This window comes from Streptomyces sp. KM273126, from assembly GCF_004337435.2.
In the GTDB taxonomy this organism is placed as follows: domain Bacteria; phylum Actinomycetota; class Actinomycetes; order Streptomycetales; family Streptomycetaceae; genus Streptomyces; species Streptomyces acidicola.
The window spans coordinates 4161078-4175151 of the sequence record NZ_SJXB02000001.1 but is presented as its reverse complement, the minus strand read 5'-3'; the positions used below and the strand labels follow the sequence as shown (position 1 = coordinate 4175151).

Here is a 14074-nt window from a genome sequence, read left to right as displayed (position 1 = left end):
CTCGACGAGCTGCTGGACGTGGGACGCAGCGTAGACCCAAGGGCCGTGTGAGCAGGAAGAGGGCCGGGAGCGGGCCTCGGACCACCCATGGTAATTTCGGTCCACGGGAGCAGTCGTTGTATGCTGCTCCGGTTGCCCGATCCAGATCGGGCCTTCCCCTGGCAACGCCACTCGGATCTCCGATCGTGGATCTTGATCGATCGCGGATCTTGATCCCGGCATGCCGGGATCAACCGTAAGTGCATCTGAAGTCTTTGGAGTGACCCGTGGCTGCCAACTGCGACGTCTGCGGCAAGGGGCCGGGCTTCGGCAACAACATCTCGCACTCTCACCGCCGTACGCCCCGTCGCTGGAACCCGAACATCCAGCGTGTGCGTACCGTGGTCGGCGGGACGCCGAAGCGCGTGAACGCTTGCACCTCGTGCATCAAGGCCGGCAAGGTCTCGCGCTGACGTACATCCCCCCGGCTCTCGGCTTCGCCGGAGCAGGGGGCCCCATGCGCGCGGCCACTGCTGGTTCGCTGCACAGAGCCGGTCCACCGGAGTGTGGACCGGCTTTTTGCTGTCCTTGAAGCCCAGGTGTCGGCGGTATCGGTGTGCCTACGCCCTGCCTGCCCCCTGCTTACGCCCCGGCCCTGAACCGCCATCCGTGATCCACCGGCCCGATCCCGCGCCCGAGCGCGAACCCGGCGGCGATCGCCCCGGTCACGTACTCCTTGGCCGCCGCCACCGCGTCCGGCACGGTCTCCCCCTTCGCCAGCCCGCAGGCGATCGCCGACGCCAGCGTGCACCCCGTGCCGTGGGTGTGCCGGTTGTCGTACCGAGGGGCGCGCAGCCAGTGCTCCTCGGAGCCATCGGTCAGCAGGTCCACCGCCTGGTGACCGCCGGCCCGCCCGGCGTCCGTGGGCAGGTGGCCGCCCTTGATCAGCACCCATGCCGGGCCGTACGCCAGGACGGCCGCCGCGGCCCGCCTGAGGCCGTCCTCCGACTCGACGCGGATGCCCGTGAGTTGGGCGACCTCGTCCAGGTTCGGCGTCGCCACCGTCGCGACCGGCAGCAGCTTCGTGCGCACCGAGTCCAGCGCGGAGGCCGCCAGCAGTGGATCCCCGTGCTTCGACACCCCCACCGGGTCGACGACCGACGGCACGTCCGTACCGCCGATCAACTCGGCCACCGCCTCGACGAGTCCGGCCGAGGCCAGCATGCCCGTCTTGACCGCCTGTACACCGATGTCGTCGACGACGCTGCGGTACTGCGCCCGTACCGCCTCCACGGGCAGTTCCCAGGCGCCCTGCACGCCGAGGGAGTTCTGGGCCGTGACGGCCGTGATCACGCTCATGCCGTGCGCGCCCAGGGCCATCATCGTCTTCAGGTCGGCCTGGATCCCTGCCCCGCCGCCGGAGTCCGAGCCCGCGACCGTCAGCACGCGCGGCAGGGCACGGGCCGGCCCACTCGCTGCGGCGGCGGTGATCATGACTCCAGGGTCCCGAAGTGGTCCCAGCCGCCCTTGTTCGTCCACGGCGCCCCGTCGACGGTCACCTGGGGCAGCGCCGAGGGGTTCAGCACCTCGCCGATCACCTTCCAGCGGGCGGGCAGCTTCACGTCCGGTGGGAAGGTCGCCACGATCGCGTGGTCCTCTCCCCCGGTCAGCACCCACTGCATGGGGTCGACACCGACGGCCTGACCGATGTCGTTCATCTGGGTGGGAATGTCGATCGCGCCCGAGCGGACGTCGATCCTGACCTTGCTCGCCTCCGCGATGTGGCCCAGATCGGCGATCAGTCCGTCGCTCACGTCGCACATCGCGGTCGCGCCCAGCCCGGCCGCCGCGGGCCCCGCGTGGTACGGCGGCTCCGGGCGCCGGTGGGCCTCCACGAAGGCCCGCGGCGAGCGGAACCCGCGCGACAGCACCGCGTGCCCGGCGGCGGACCAGCCGAGCCAGCCGGTCACGGCCACCACGTCCCCCGGCTGTGCGCCGGCCCGTGTCACGGGCTCGTGGTTGCGCAGATCACCGAGCGCGGTGATCGAGACCATGATCGTGTCACCGCGTACGACGTCACCGCCGACCACGGCCGCGCCTGCGACCTGGCACTCGTCGCGCAGCCCGTCCATCAGCTCGGACGGCCAGGTCGCCGGGAGCTCGGCTGGTACGACCAGCCCGAGCAGCAGCGCCGTCGGCACGGCGCCCATGGCCGCGATGTCGGCGAGGTTCTGGGCCGCCGCCTTGCGCCCGACGTCGTACGCCGTGGACCAGTCACGGCGGAAGTGCCGCCCCTCCAGGAGGATGTCGGTGCTCGCCACGACCCTCCGGTCGGGTGCGGCCACCACCGCGGCGTCGTCGCCGGGGCCGACCCGGACCGCCGGGGTGGTGGTGAGCCGCGAGGTGAGCTCCCTGATGAGCCCGAACTCCCCGAGCTCGCCCACGGTCCCCTTCACCGGACTCTCACCTGGCCCTTTCAACGATCGTCGCTCCAGCCGACCCGCTCTTCGGCCCAAGGTCCGGCCCGCGGCGCAGCCGCATTTGGGTACAGCGGTCCCCGGAATGGCACAGCATCGTCGTACGTCCCCTTCTCTGGCCCGTTCTCCGGCCCTTGCCCGGTCGCGGGCGGTCGTGGTCCTCGGTACGGTCGATTCGACCGTCAAGTCGATCGTCGATCGGTACGGTCGAGCCGACCGTCAACCAGTGTCGCGCGTGCACCCCGGAGTGCGCGCCACAGGGCCCACGGGTCTCCCCGAGTTGAGCGGCGACGCGATACCGTGGCGTTCCTTTTCCCCACATGATCCTCGTGGCCGCCCTGGAGGTTCCGTGGTACAGGCGTACATCCTGATCCAGACGGAGGTCGGCAAGGCGTCGACCGTCGCCGAGACGATCAGCAAGATTCCTGGGGTCATCCAGGCCGAGGACGTGACAGGACCGTATGACGTGATCGTTCGCGCACAGGCCGACACGGTCGATGATCTCGGCCGCATGGTGGTCGCCAAAGTCCAGCAAGTGGACGGCCTCACCCGCACCCTGACCTGCCCGGTCGTGCACCTGTAGCCCCCGTCTACCCTTTGGCCGGTGAACACCTTCCGTCCCCGGCACCGCATCCTTGTCGGGCCGCCCGTCCTGGCCCTGCTGATCGTCACCGCGGGCTGTTCCTCCAGCGACGCCGGCGACTCGGCTGCGGTTCCCAGCCCGGACCCGAAGGTCGCCGGGCTGTGCCGGAACCTGGACGAGGCGCTGCCGGACAAGGTGGACGGTCTCAACCGCGAGGATCCCGAGCCCCGGTCAGCGCTGACCGCGGGCTGGGGAGGCTCGGCGATCATACTGCGCTGCGGTGTCGAGCGGCCCCCGAAGATGACCGACCCCAAGGTGGCGAAGGGCAGCGACCCGGACGCGGTGGCCGGGGGCGTGAACGGTGTGGACTGGCTGATGGAGAAGCGGGACGACGACTCGTACCGCTTCACCTGCGCGAACCGCACCGCGTACGTGGAGGTCACCGTGGCGAAGGGGCGCGACGGCTCGGGTGCGCTCATCGATCTGGCCGGGGCGGTCAAGAAGGCGATACCGGAAGGCATCGCCGACTGAGCGCTCCGCTGCGAGGGGCGTTGCGGCGCCGTTGTGGAACGGGCCGTCGGTCAACTGCGGGTCCGATGTGACTGGTCGCTCCCCCACTCTCGGCTTCACTCGAGCGGGGGGACCCCCATCGCGGCGGAGCCGCGCAATGTCACAACCCCGCGCCCCTTCCGGGCGCGACTCACCGTAGTCCGGTGGACCTCCGCAACGCCGCCTGCACCAGCCGGTCCACCAGCTCCGGGTAGCCGATCCCGCTCGCCTGCCACATCTGCGGGTACATGGAGATCGGTGTGAAACCGGGCAGCGTGTTGATCTCGTTGATCACGAACTCGCCGTCCTCGGTGAGGAAGAAGTCCGCACGAACCAGGCCCTCGCAGGAGACGGCCTCGAAGGCGTCCACGGCGAGACGCCGGACCTCGGCGGTCTGCTCGTCGGTGAGCGGGGCGGGCACGATGCCGGGGGTCGAGTCGATGTACTTGGCCTCGAAGTCGTAGTACGCGTGGGCCTCGGGCGGCGGGATCTCGGCGGGCACCGAAGCGCGCGGGCCGTCCTCGAACTCCAGGACCCCGCACTCGATCTCACGGCCGCGCAGCGCCGCCTCGACGAGGATCTTCGGGTCGTGCTGCTGGGCCACCGCGATCGCCTCGTCCAGGCCGGACAGGTCATCGACCTTGGTGATGCCGATCGAGGACCCCGCGCGCGCGGGCTTCACGAACAGCGGCCAGCCGTGCTCGCCCGCGAAGTCGATGATCTTCTTGCGGGCGGCGGCCTCGTCGCGTTCCCACTCACGCGGCCGGATCACCACGTACGGGCCGACCTTGAGCCCGAAGGAGGTGAACACCCGCTTCATGTACTCCTTGTCCTGGCCGACGGCCGAGGCGAGGACGCCCGATCCGACGTACGGGACCCCGGAGAGCTCCAGCAGGCCCTGGAGGGTGCCGTCCTCGCCGTACGGGCCGTGCAGCACGGGGAAGACGACGTCGACCTCGCCCAGCGCCTTGGGGACCGATCCGGGCTCGCTGTAGACGACTTCGCGGTTGGCCGGGTCGACGGGGAGGATCACACCGCCCTCGGCGGACTCGGCGAGCTGCTCGACCTCCGGCGGGCGCCGGTCGATGATCGCCATGCGTTCCGGCTCGTCCGCCGTGAGCACCCAGCGGCCGTCCCGGGTGATGCCGATCGGCAGGACGTCGTACTTCGTCCGGTCGATGGCGCTCAGGACGGCGCCGGCGGTGACCATGGAGATCCCGTGCTCGGAGCTGCGGCCGCCGAAGACGACGGCCACACGCGGCTTGCGAGGCGGCTGGCCAGGGCTCTGGGGGAGGTTCTCGGTGCTCATATCGGGTTGAGCGTACCCGGAGGTAGGGGGCAAGTCAGCGTCCCCCGGCCCGCGAGTGGGCCGAAGGGACGCGCCGAGCACTGCGGACGCCCGGCGTTGTGCCTCAGTGGCGCTCCGGCTTGGCGCTGCGCGACATCAGTTCCTTGAGCGCGACGACGGGCGGCTTGCCCTCGTGGACGATGCCGACGACGGTCTCCGTGATGGGCATGTCGACGCCGTGGCGGCGTGCCAAGTCCAGTACGGACTCACAGGACTTGACGCCCTCGGCAGTCTGCCGGGTGACCGCGATGGTCTCCTGGAGGGTCATGCCCTTGCCGAGGTTGGTGCCGAAGGTGTGGTTGCGGGACAGGGGCGAGGAGCAGGTGGCCACCAGGTCGCCGAGTCCGGCCAGTCCGGAGAACGTCAGCGGGTCGGCGCCCATCACCAGGCCCAGCCGGGTGGTCTCGGCGAGTCCGCGCGTGATGAGCGAGCCCTTGGCGTTGTCGCCGAGGCCCATGCCGTCCGCGATGCCGACGGCGAGTCCGATGACGTTCTTCACGGCGCCGCCGAGCTCGCAGCCGACCACGTCGGTGTTGGTGTACGGGCGGAAGTACGGCGTGTGGCAGGCGGCCTGGATGCGCTTGGCGACGGTCTCGTCGGTGCAGGCGACCACGGAGGCGGCCGGCATGCGAGCGGCGATCTCGCGGGCGAGGTTGGGCCCGGTGACCACGGCGACGCGGTCCTGGCCGACCTTGGCGACGTCCTCGACGACCTCGCTCATCCGCATGGCGGAACCGAGTTCGACGCCCTTCATGAGGGAGACGAGGACCGTGTCCGGGGCCAGCAGGGGCACCCATTCGGCGAGGTTGCCGCGCAGGGTCTGCGAGGGGACGGCGAGGACGGTGAAGTCGGCGTGGGCGGCGGCCTCGGCGGGGTCCGTGGTGGCCCGGAGGTTCGCCGGGAGCTCGACGCCGGGCAGGTAGTCGGCGTTGGTCCGGGTGGAGTTGACCGCATCCGCGAGTTCCGCGCGCCGTCCCCACAGGACGACGTCGCACCCCGCGTCGGCGAGCACCATCCCGAAGGCCGTGCCCCACGAACCGGTGCCGAAGACGGCCGCCTTGACCGGCTTGCTCACGTGCTCTGCCCCTCTTCCTGCCCCTGCTTGCCCAGGGCGTGCTGCTGCTCGGCCCTGTCCGTGTGCGTGGCCCGGCGGCGCTGCTCGATGCGCACCAGCTTCGGGTCGTACGGCGTCTCGGGCGCCTTCTCACCGCGGATGATCTCAAGTTGCGCGGTGATGGCGGCCATGATGACCTCGGTTGCCTCTTTCAGGAGCTCCGGGGTCATCTCCTGGTCGTAAAAGCGGGAGAGGTCCACCGGCGGGCCCGCCAGCACGTGATGGGTCTTGCGCGGAAGGACGTTGGCCTTCTTGGCGTACGGCGGCAGCAGCAGGTTGGCGCCCCACTGGGCCACCGGGATCACCGGGCATCTGGTCTGCAGGGCGACCCGTGCGGCTCCCGTCTTGCCGGCCATGGGCCACAGGCCGGGGTCGCGGGTGAGGGTGCCCTCGGGGTAGAACGCGACGCATTCCCCGCGCTCCACGGCCTCGATCGCGGCGCGGAAGGCGCTCAGCGCGTCACTGCTCTCCCGGTAGACGGGGATCTGTCCGGTGCCGCGCATCGCGGCGCCCACGAATCCCTTCTTGAAAAGCCCGCTCTTCGCGAGGAATCGCGGAACGCGCCCGGTGTTGTACTGAAAGTGCCCGTATGCGACGGGGTCCACGTGGGAATTGTGGTTCACCACGGTGATAAATCCACCGGCGGCCGGAATGTTCTCCATTCCACGCCAGTCCCGCTTGAGCAGAACCACCAGCGGCGGTTTGCAGAGGACCGCTGCGAAGCGGTACCAGAAGCCGATTCTGCGGCGGGACACGCGGACACCTTCCTCTAGAACCTGGGGCCAGAGGCCCGGGGAGCCGCACAAGTGTGACCCCAAGCCGACGGTCTGTCGAGAACACCGTACGCCCCGAGGGCCGGAGCACCGGAGCACGGCACTTTGGGGGCCGGGTGAGAATGGCCGCGGCAATCCACGGGCGAAGGCCCGGCGACGGAGGAGCGGAGCGCTCGTGCAGTGGACCCTGGTCGTGCCCCTGAAGCCGCTGGCGCACGCCAAGAGCAGGCTCTCGGACACCGCCGGCGACGCGGTGCGCCCGGGGCTGGCGCTCGCGTTCGCGCAGGACACGGTGGCCGCGGCGCTGTCCTGTCCCGCCGTCCGGGATGTGGCAGTCGTCACCGACGACGGCCTCGCGGGCCGTGAGCTGGGCGCGCTGGGCGCCCGGATCGTTCCCGACACCCCGGGAGCGGGCCTGAACGCCGCTCTGGCACACGGGGAGGCGGTCGTCCGCACGTTGCGGTCCGAGCGGCCGGTGGCGGCCATGAACGCCGACCTGCCGGCTCTGCGTCCCGCGGAATTGGCCCGGGTCCTGGACGCGGCCGCGGAATTCCCGCGCGCTTTCCTCGCGGACGCCGCCGCAATGGGTACGACTCTGCTGGCCGCGGCCCCCGGTGCGGAATTGCTCCCGGCGTTCGGCACCGCTTCCCGCACCCGCCATCGCGCTTCGGGAGCCATGGAGCTCGCCCTCGACGCCGTGGACTCCGTACGCCAGGACGTGGACACCGGCGAGGACCTGCGGGCGGCGCTGGCGCTGGGCGTGGGTCCCCGTACGGCCGCCGCGGCCGCGCGGCTCCTGATGCCCGGACAGTAGGCTGCGCATCATGCAGGCGACCGCATACACGTACGACCCCGAGACCCGCAGCGGCCAGGTGCTGCTCGACGACGGCACCCCGGTGCCGTTCGACGCCGCGGCATTCGACGCGGGCGGCCTGCGGCTGCTGCGCCCGGGCCAGCGCGTACGCATCGAAACCGAGGGAGAGGGCGGGACCCGTCGGATCACCCTGGTGACGCTGCAGACCTTCTGAGGAGTCCGCCCCGCCGGAACACCCCTCTCAGCCCGGCAAGCACAGCACTCCGGCACTCCGGCACTCCGGCACTCCAGGAAGCCCACCGAGCAGGGAGGCCCCCGAAGGCCGGGACCCCGGAAACGCCGCGGGCCGGGCTCCCTGTGGGAGTCCGGCCCGGCGCGTGGTTTTCTGCGTCCCGGCTTACCTGCGGGTGGTGGCCTTCTTGGCGGTGGTCTTGCGTGCCGTCGCCTTCTTGGCGGGCGCCTTCTTCGCCGCCGCCTTCTTCGCCGGGGCCTTCTTCGCCGTCGCCTTCTTGGCGGTGGTCTTCTTCGCCGCGGCCTTCTTCGCCGCGGCCGTGGTCTTCTTCGCGGGGGCCTTCTTCGCCGCGGCCTTCTTGGCTGCGGCCGTGACCTTCTTGGCGGGCGCCTTCTTCGCCGCCGCCTTCTTCGCGGCGGTCTTCTTGGCCGCGGCCTTCTTGACCGCCGAAACACCGCCGGTCAGGCTGCCCTTGGGCGCCTTCTTCACGGCGACCTCGCCACCGCGCGGCAGCTTCTTCGTACCGCTCACCAGGTCCTTGAAACCCTGACCAGCGCGGAAGCGGGGCACCGAGGTCTTCTTGACCCGAACCCGCTCACCCGTCTGCGGGTTGCGGGCGTAACGGGCCGGACGATCAACCTTCTCGAACGAACCGAAACCGGTGACCGAGACCCGTTCACCCGCGACCGTCGCACGGACGATGGCGTCCAGTACCGCGTCAACCGCGTCGGCGGCCTGCTGGCGGCCTCCGAGCTTGTCCGCAATCGCTTCTACGAGCTGCGCCTTGTTCACGTCTTCCCCTTCGGAGACATTGCCAGAACGAAACAGTTCAAGCTTTTTCGCACGTTAGGCAGATATATACCGCAAATCAAACACGAAACGGGCTAATCACCCTTGTGCCGCAGCGGACTCGGACTGTCGCGGAGTTCCTCAGCGGTCCTCTTCAGGGGTCCGGCCCTCGTCGAGGTCCTTCATGAAGCTCTCCAGACGCCTTGCCGCGTCGACGATGTCGTGCTTGGCCACGGCCGTAATGACCAGCAGCTTCCGGTTCAGCGCCATCCGTACGCCCTCCGGGACTTGCGATGCGCGCACCCTTGCGTGCGCTTCCTTGAGCCGGTCCGCGACTGCCGTATAGAGCTTGAGTTGGCCGTCGTGTTCCATGCACAGATTGTGCCATCTGGGGCGAGTTGTCGCCTGCGCAGGGGGCAACTACCGTCTCCCAGCGGCCTTCCGGGCGCCTCGGCGCATCGCGGTCACGAGATTCGGTTACCCCGCCAAACCCCCTTGCAACCTGCGGAGTTGCCATGTCTCCCCAGTCCGCCGCACCCCCTGGCGGGGCCAGACACGGCTGTACCCCCAACCGTCCACGATTGGGGGTACAGAGGGGTGTTGCGGTGGCTGGAATCGGCCTTGTGCCGAAGCCAGTGCGTCCTGCGGGGGACCAGGGGCGCCCTCCTCGGGGCACCCTCACCGGCGCCGGTCTCAGAGCACCAGCGTCCGCGGCTTGTACGTGGGGCGCTTCGCCTCGTACGCGGCGATGTCGGCCTCGTTCTGGAGCGTGATGGAGATGTCGTCCAGCCCGTTCAGCAGCCGCCAGCGGGAGTTCTCGTCCAGTTCGAAGGGGGCGGTGATGCCCTCGGCGCGCACCTCACGAGCCTCAAGGTCCACAGTGACCTCAGCCGTCGCGTCCTTCTCCGTGAGCTCCCACAGCGCATCCACGATCTTCTGCTCCAGGACGACCGTGAGCAGGCCGTTCTTGAGCGAGTTGCCGCGGAAGATGTCGGCGAAGCGGGACGAGATCACGGCCTTGAAACCGTAGTTCTGCAGCGCCCACACGGCGTGCTCACGAGAGGAGCCCGTGCCGAAGTCGGGGCCGGCGACCAGGACGGTGGCGCCCTCGCGCTCGGGCCGGTTGAGCACGAACTCCGGGTCCTTGCGCCAGGCCTCGAACAGCCCGTCCTCGAACCCGTCCCGGGTCACCTTCTTGAGCCAGTGGGCGGGGATGATCTGGTCGGTGTCGACGTTGCTGCGGCGCAGCGGGACGGCCCGGCCGGTGTGCGTGGTGAATGCTTCCATTTCACTTCCTAGCAGAGGGGCCGACGAGTCCGGCCGACGGGGGAATCACTTCGTTCGCCCCCACGGCGCAAGGCGGCGCGGTAATGTCGCTTCCGCCCCGCATGGGGTCGGTTCGGGCTGGACCGCAACCTTGGGGTTGGAAGCCCGCCGCTTCGGCGGTGGGTGGAGTCACGACTCTCAGACTCCAGCAGAGACATCTGAGAGATCGGCCGGAGAGGCCAGTCTGCCGAGTACGGCAGTAGCGGCGGCAACGGGCGGCGAGACCAGGTGCGTCCGGCCACCCTTGCCCTGCCGGCCTTCGAAGTTGCGGTTGGAGGTGGAGGCGGAGCGCTCACCGGGGGCGAGCTGGTCGGGGTTCATGCCCAGACACATCGAGCAGCCCGCGTGCCGCCACTCGGCGCCGGCCTCCTTGAAGACAAGATCCAGGCCCTCGTCGACGGCCTGCAGGCCCACGCGCGCGGAGCCGGGGACGACCAGCATCCGTACGCCGTCGGCGACTTTGCGGCTCCGGAGGATCGCGGCGGCGGCGCGCAGGTCCTCGATGCGGCCGTTGGTGCAGGAACCCACGAAGACGGTGTCCACCTTGATGTCGCGCAGGGGCTGTCCGGCGGTCAACCCCATGTACTCCAGGGCCTTTTCGGCGGCCAGGCGCTCCGAAGCATCCTCGTACGAAGCCGGGTCGGGGACGGACGCCGAAAGCGGGGCACCCTGGCCGGGGTTGGTGCCCCAGGTGACGAACGGCGACAGCTCGCCGGCGTCGATGACGACCTCGGCGTCGAAGACGGCGCCGTCGTCCGTCCGCAGCGTCTTCCAGTAGGCGACGGCCGCGTCCCAGTCCTCGCCCTCGGGCGCGTGCGGACGGTCCTTGAGGTACGCGAAGGTGGTCTCGTCGGGGGCGATCATGCCCGCGCGGGCGCCCGCCTCGATCGACATGTTGCAGATGGTCATGCGGGCCTCCATCGAGAGCTTCTCGATGGCGGAGCCGCGGTACTCCAGGATGTAGCCCTGGCCACCGCCCGTACCGATCTTCGCAATGATCGCCAGGATCAGGTCCTTGGCGGTGACACCCTCGGGCAGCTCGCCCTCGACGGTGATCGCCATGGTCTTCGGACGGGCCAGCGGCAGCGTCTGGGTGGCCAGCACGTGCTCCACCTGGGAGGTGCCGATGCCGAACGCCAGCGCGCCGAAGGCGCCGTGCGTGGAGGTGTGGGAGTCACCGCACACGACCGTCGTACCGGGCTGGGTCAGGCCCAGCTGAGGGCCGACGACGTGCACGACGCCCTGCTCGACATCGCCCAGCGGGTGCAGCCGGACGCCGAAGTCGGCGCAGTTCTTGCGCAGCGTCTCCAGCTGGACCCGGGAGACCGGGTCGGCGATGGGCTTGTCGATGTCGAGGGTCGGGGTGTTGTGGTCCTCGGTAGCGATGGTGAGGTCGAGGCGGCGCACGGTGCGGCCGCTCTTGCGGAGACCGTCGAAGGCCTGGGGGCTGGTCACCTCGTGCAGCAGGTGCAGATCGATGAAGAGGAGGTCGGGCTCGCCCTCGGCGCGCCGGACGACATGGTCGTCCCAGACCTTCTCCGCGAGTGTCCTACCCATCGCTTTCCCCTTTTTTTGGGCTCGCTCACCTCCGGGGCGCTCCAGCCGGCGTCGAGGGTCCGATCGTGCTCGACCCTTCGGGCCTGAAGCGCGTTCGGCCCCTCGACACCGGCGCGCCCCTTCGGCTCGCTCGCCGCTGTTCTCGGGCATGTGGTCGTCGAGCCCATAAATCACGGGCCGCTGTGACTTCCAGAGTGGCGTGTTCCACCGAAAATTGAACTTGCGTTTCACAGAGTGAGACGCGAGTATCGTTGCATGGACAACAGTAGCGGCGTCGGCGTACTGGACAAGGCAGCCCTTGTCCTGAGCGCTCTGGAGTCCGGTCCGGCCACCCTCGCGGGCCTGGTCGCGGCGACCGGACTGGCACGACCCACGGCCCACCGGCTGGCCGTGGCGCTGGAACACCACCGCATGGTGGCACGTGACATGCAGGGCCGTTTCATCCTCGGCCCGCGCCTGGCCGAGCTGGCCGCGGCCGCCGGCGAGGACCGCCTGCTCGCCACGGCGGGCCCGGTGCTCACCCACCTCCGTGACATCACGGGCGAGAGCGCGCAGCTCTACCGCCGCCAGGGCGACATGCGCATCTGTGTCGCCGCGGCGGAGCGGCTGTCCGGACTTCGGGACACGGTCCCGGTCGGATCGACGCTCACGATGAAGGCGGGCTCCTCGGCCCAGATCCTGATGGCCTGGGAGGAGCCGGAGCGTCTGCACCGCGGTCTGCAGGGCGCCCGCTTCACGGCGACGGCCCTGTCGGGCGTACGGCGCCGGGGCTGGGCTCAGTCGATCGGCGAGCGCGAGCCGGGCGTCGCCTCCGTCTCCGCGCCCGTGCGCGGTCCCTCGAACCGCGTGGTGGCGGCCGTCTCGGTCTCCGGCCCCATCGAGCGTCTGACGCGCCACCCGGGCCGTATGCACGCGCAGGCGGTCATCGACGCCGCCGCCCGCCTCTCCGAGGCCCTCCGCCGCACCGGCTGACTCCATCTCGCACGTCAGCCACCTCTCCCCGTACGTCACCCGGAAGTGGGCCGGCCTCAACGCCGCGGCAGGCCCTCTCCGGGGACAGCTCCCCGACGATCAAGTCCTACGTGCGCGAAGGGCTGTTGGCCCCGGACCGCCAGGCGAACGCGACGACGGCCGGGAGGGAGACGTGGAGTTGAGGCACCGCGACGGGCACATCACAGAAACGCCGGTGGCCCTCCACCGAAGTGAAGGGCCACCGGACCGCGTACCCCCGACCGGATTCGAACCGGCGCTACCGCCTTGAGAGGGCGGCGTGCTAGGCCGCTACACAACGGGGGCGTGGATGCTGCGTTTCCGCAGATCCGAGCTGGTCTACCTGGACTCGAACCAAGACTAACTGAACCAGAATCAGTCGTGCTGCCAATTACACCATAGACCAATATGGTTTAGACCAGTCAGCGCTAGTCAGTACCCCCGACCGGATTCGAACCGGCGCTACCGCCTTGAGAGGGCGGCGTGCTAGGCCGCTACACAACGGGGGCCCTGGCGATCCTGATGTGATCAGGATCAGTACCCCCGACCGGATTCGAACCGGCGCTACTGCCTTGAGAGGGCAGCGTGCTAGGCCGCTACACAACGGGGGCTTTGCAGATGAGCTCTGCGAGCTGGCCTACCTGGACTCGAACCAAGACTAACTGAACCAGAATCAGTCGTGCTGCCAATTACACCATAGGCCACTGGAACGCAAGCCCCTGAGGGGATCTTGTTCTAGTTTGCGCTTCCGGTTTCCGGCCTTCCGGCCCGCTCCTCGGCGGCGCAGGAAGAACATTACCCGAAGGTGGACGGCGCTCCAAAACGAGTATCGGAGCCGAGGAGCGCGGGCAGTTCGGCGAGCGAGGCGATCCGGTGGGGGCCGACGGGGACGTCGCCGCCGGCGTGCGGGCCCTCGCGGTCGATCCAGACCGACAGCAGACCGGCGTCGGCGGCGCCCAGGCCGTCGATCTCCGGGTGGTCGCCGACGTACGCCACCTCGTGCGGCGGCAGGGCCAGAGCGGTGCAGGCGGCGTGGAAGGCCTCGGCCGCGGGCTTGTGGACGCCGAGCTCGGCGGCGCACAGCACCGTCTCGAAGCGGTCCCGGACGCCGAGGACGCGCAGCTTGCGGTCCTGGACCCGGATGGTGGAATTCGACAGCACGGCGTGTCGGTGACTGTCGGCGAGGGCGTCGAGGACGGGCAGGACATCGGGGAAGAGCGCCCAGGCCCCCTCGTAGTGGGTGATGTAGCGCTCGAACCAGGCGTCGGCCTCCGCGTCACTGAGCGGCGCGTCGAGGAAGGCCCGTACGCGGTCGCGCCGCGTGGCCTCCCAGTCGGTCTCGCCCGCGGAGAACCGCGCCCACTGCTGGTCCGTGAGCTCCCGCCAGCGCAGCAGGGCCTGCTCGACGGAGACGTAGCCGTCCAGCAGGCCCTCGGCGCCCAGGTGGGCGCGCATTCCGGCACGGTCGGCCGTGGTGTAGTCGAAGAGGGTGTCGTCCACGTCCCACACCACGGCTTTGATCAGCATGACTCCGACGGTAACC

General features: G+C 69.9%; 16 protein-coding genes and 5 tRNA genes. 6 read left to right on the top strand and 15 right to left on the bottom strand.

Annotated elements, in window-relative coordinates; translation table 11 throughout:
• Positions 1-266: 266 nt before the first annotated feature.
• Positions 267-452, top strand: a complete 186-nt coding sequence (gene rpmB, locus E0500_RS17995; protein ID WP_004924906.1) for a 50S ribosomal protein L28 — start codon at positions 267-269, stop codon at positions 450-452.
• 169 nt (positions 453-621) lie between these two features.
• On the opposite strand, the gene thiD is transcribed toward rpmB, so the two are convergent.
• Together thiD and E0500_RS17985 are read right to left on the bottom strand one after the other, a co-directional pair.
• Entirely contained in the window at positions 622-1473 is an 852-nt protein-coding gene (gene thiD, locus E0500_RS17990; protein WP_131558372.1) for a bifunctional hydroxymethylpyrimidine kinase/phosphomethylpyrimidine kinase, read from the bottom strand.
• A complete protein-coding gene (locus E0500_RS17985) occupies positions 1470-2435 on the bottom strand; it encodes a thiamine-phosphate kinase (RefSeq protein ID WP_131558371.1) in 966 nt (321 codons plus the stop codon). Before E0500_RS17985 ends, thiD begins: the two co-directional genes overlap by 4 nt.
• A gap of 370 nt (positions 2436-2805) precedes the next feature.
• On the opposite strand from E0500_RS17985, the gene E0500_RS17980 reads away from it, so the two are divergent.
• Positions 2806-3039: an Lrp/AsnC family transcriptional regulator gene (locus E0500_RS17980; RefSeq protein WP_131558369.1), complete on the top strand. Its 234-nt coding sequence runs from the start codon at positions 2806-2808 to the stop codon at positions 3037-3039.
• 21 nt (positions 3040-3060) lie between these two features.
• On the top strand, positions 3061-3570 hold the full coding sequence (locus E0500_RS17975) for a DUF3515 domain-containing protein (protein ID WP_131558367.1): 510 nt from the start codon (positions 3061-3063) through the stop codon (positions 3568-3570).
• 169 nt (positions 3571-3739) lie between these two features.
• Here the strand turns inward: E0500_RS17975 and E0500_RS17970 are convergent, their stop codons facing one another.
• The 3 genes from E0500_RS17970 to E0500_RS17960 form a co-directional block, all read right to left on the bottom strand.
• Positions 3740-4897 carry a D-alanine--D-alanine ligase family protein gene (locus E0500_RS17970; RefSeq protein WP_131558366.1) on the bottom strand — a complete coding sequence of 386 codons (1158 nt, stop codon included), beginning with the start codon at positions 4895-4897 and terminating at the stop codon, positions 3740-3742.
• A 103-nt stretch (positions 4898-5000) separates the two neighbouring features.
• Positions 5001-6011, bottom strand: coding sequence for an NAD(P)H-dependent glycerol-3-phosphate dehydrogenase (locus E0500_RS17965; protein ID WP_131558364.1), 1011 nt, complete (start codon positions 6009-6011; stop codon positions 5001-5003).
• Positions 6008-6805 carry a 1-acyl-sn-glycerol-3-phosphate acyltransferase gene (locus tag E0500_RS17960; protein WP_131558362.1) on the bottom strand — a complete coding sequence of 266 codons (798 nt, stop codon included), beginning with the start codon at positions 6803-6805 and terminating at the stop codon, positions 6008-6010. The genes E0500_RS17965 and E0500_RS17960 overlap by 4 nt, the downstream gene beginning before the upstream one ends.
• A 193-nt stretch (positions 6806-6998) precedes the next feature.
• Here E0500_RS17960 and cofC point away from each other — a divergent pair, with 193 nt between their 5' ends.
• Complete coding sequence (cofC, locus tag E0500_RS17955; RefSeq protein ID WP_131558360.1) at positions 6999-7637, top strand: 2-phospho-L-lactate guanylyltransferase; 639 nt, start codon at positions 6999-7001, stop codon at positions 7635-7637.
• 10 nt (positions 7638-7647) lie between these two features.
• Positions 7648-7851: a hypothetical protein gene (locus tag E0500_RS17950; RefSeq protein ID WP_131558358.1), complete on the top strand. Its 204-nt coding sequence runs from the start codon at positions 7648-7650 to the stop codon at positions 7849-7851.
• A gap of 183 nt (positions 7852-8034) precedes the next feature.
• Here E0500_RS17950 and E0500_RS17945 read toward each other — a convergent pair whose 3' ends face one another.
• The 4 genes from E0500_RS17945 to leuC form a co-directional block, all read right to left on the bottom strand.
• Positions 8035-8661, bottom strand: coding sequence for an HU family DNA-binding protein (locus E0500_RS17945; RefSeq protein ID WP_131558357.1), 627 nt, complete (start codon positions 8659-8661; stop codon positions 8035-8037).
• 138 nt (positions 8662-8799) lie between these two features.
• A complete protein-coding gene (locus E0500_RS17940) occupies positions 8800-9030 on the bottom strand; it encodes a hypothetical protein (RefSeq protein WP_131558355.1) in 231 nt (76 codons plus the stop codon).
• Between the two features lie 321 nt (positions 9031-9351).
• A complete protein-coding gene (leuD, locus tag E0500_RS17935; RefSeq protein ID WP_131558353.1) occupies positions 9352-9945 on the bottom strand; it encodes a 3-isopropylmalate dehydratase small subunit in 594 nt (197 codons plus the stop codon).
• Between the two features lie 177 nt (positions 9946-10122).
• The gene (leuC, locus tag E0500_RS17930; protein WP_131558351.1) at positions 10123-11541 is read right to left on the bottom strand and encodes a 3-isopropylmalate dehydratase large subunit; all 1419 of its coding nucleotides are present in this window, start codon (positions 11539-11541) and stop codon (positions 10123-10125) included.
• 255 nt (positions 11542-11796) lie between these two features.
• On the opposite strand from leuC, the gene ndgR reads away from it, so the two are divergent.
• Complete coding sequence (ndgR, locus tag E0500_RS17925) at positions 11797-12513, top strand: IclR family transcriptional regulator NdgR (RefSeq protein WP_007384919.1); 717 nt, start codon at positions 11797-11799, stop codon at positions 12511-12513.
• A gap of 251 nt (positions 12514-12764) precedes the next feature.
• Here the strand turns inward: ndgR and E0500_RS17920 are convergent.
• The 6 genes from E0500_RS17920 to E0500_RS17895 form a co-directional block, all read right to left on the bottom strand.
• Positions 12765-12837, bottom strand: a tRNA-Glu gene (locus tag E0500_RS17920).
• A gap of 28 nt (positions 12838-12865) precedes the next feature.
• Positions 12866-12937, bottom strand: a tRNA-Gln gene (locus tag E0500_RS17915).
• A 30-nt stretch (positions 12938-12967) separates the two neighbouring features.
• Positions 12968-13040, bottom strand: a tRNA-Glu gene (locus tag E0500_RS17910).
• A 29-nt stretch (positions 13041-13069) separates the two neighbouring features.
• Positions 13070-13142, bottom strand: a tRNA-Glu gene (locus tag E0500_RS17905).
• A gap of 21 nt (positions 13143-13163) precedes the next feature.
• Positions 13164-13235 (bottom strand) — tRNA-Gln (locus tag E0500_RS17900).
• A 91-nt stretch (positions 13236-13326) separates the two neighbouring features.
• Positions 13327-14058 carry an HAD family hydrolase gene (locus E0500_RS17895; RefSeq protein ID WP_131558349.1) on the bottom strand — a complete coding sequence of 244 codons (732 nt, stop codon included), beginning with the start codon at positions 14056-14058 and terminating at the stop codon, positions 13327-13329.
• Positions 14059-14074: the final 16 nt, after the last annotated feature.

Coding starts and splice junctions, on each gene's coding strand:
- thiD (WP_131558372.1), bottom strand. CDS start 1,473: ATGATCACCGCCGCCGCAGCGAGTGGGCCGGCCCGTGCCCTGCCGCGC.
- E0500_RS17970 (WP_131558366.1), bottom strand. CDS start 4,897: ATGAGCACCGAGAACCTCCCCCAGAGCCCTGGCCAGCCGCCTCGCAAG.
- E0500_RS17950 (WP_131558358.1), top strand. CDS start 7,648: ATGCAGGCGACCGCATACACGTACGACCCCGAGACCCGCAGCGGCCAG.
- E0500_RS17940 (WP_131558355.1), bottom strand. CDS start 9,030: ATGGAACACGACGGCCAACTCAAGCTCTATACGGCAGTCGCGGACCGG.
- leuD (WP_131558353.1), bottom strand. CDS start 9,945: ATGGAAGCATTCACCACGCACACCGGCCGGGCCGTCCCGCTGCGCCGC.
- leuC (WP_131558351.1), bottom strand. CDS start 11,541: ATGGGTAGGACACTCGCGGAGAAGGTCTGGGACGACCATGTCGTCCGG.
- ndgR (WP_007384919.1), top strand. CDS start 11,797: ATGGACAACAGTAGCGGCGTCGGCGTACTGGACAAGGCAGCCCTTGTC.
- E0500_RS17895 (WP_131558349.1), bottom strand. CDS start 14,058: ATGCTGATCAAAGCCGTGGTGTGGGACGTGGACGACACCCTCTTCGAC.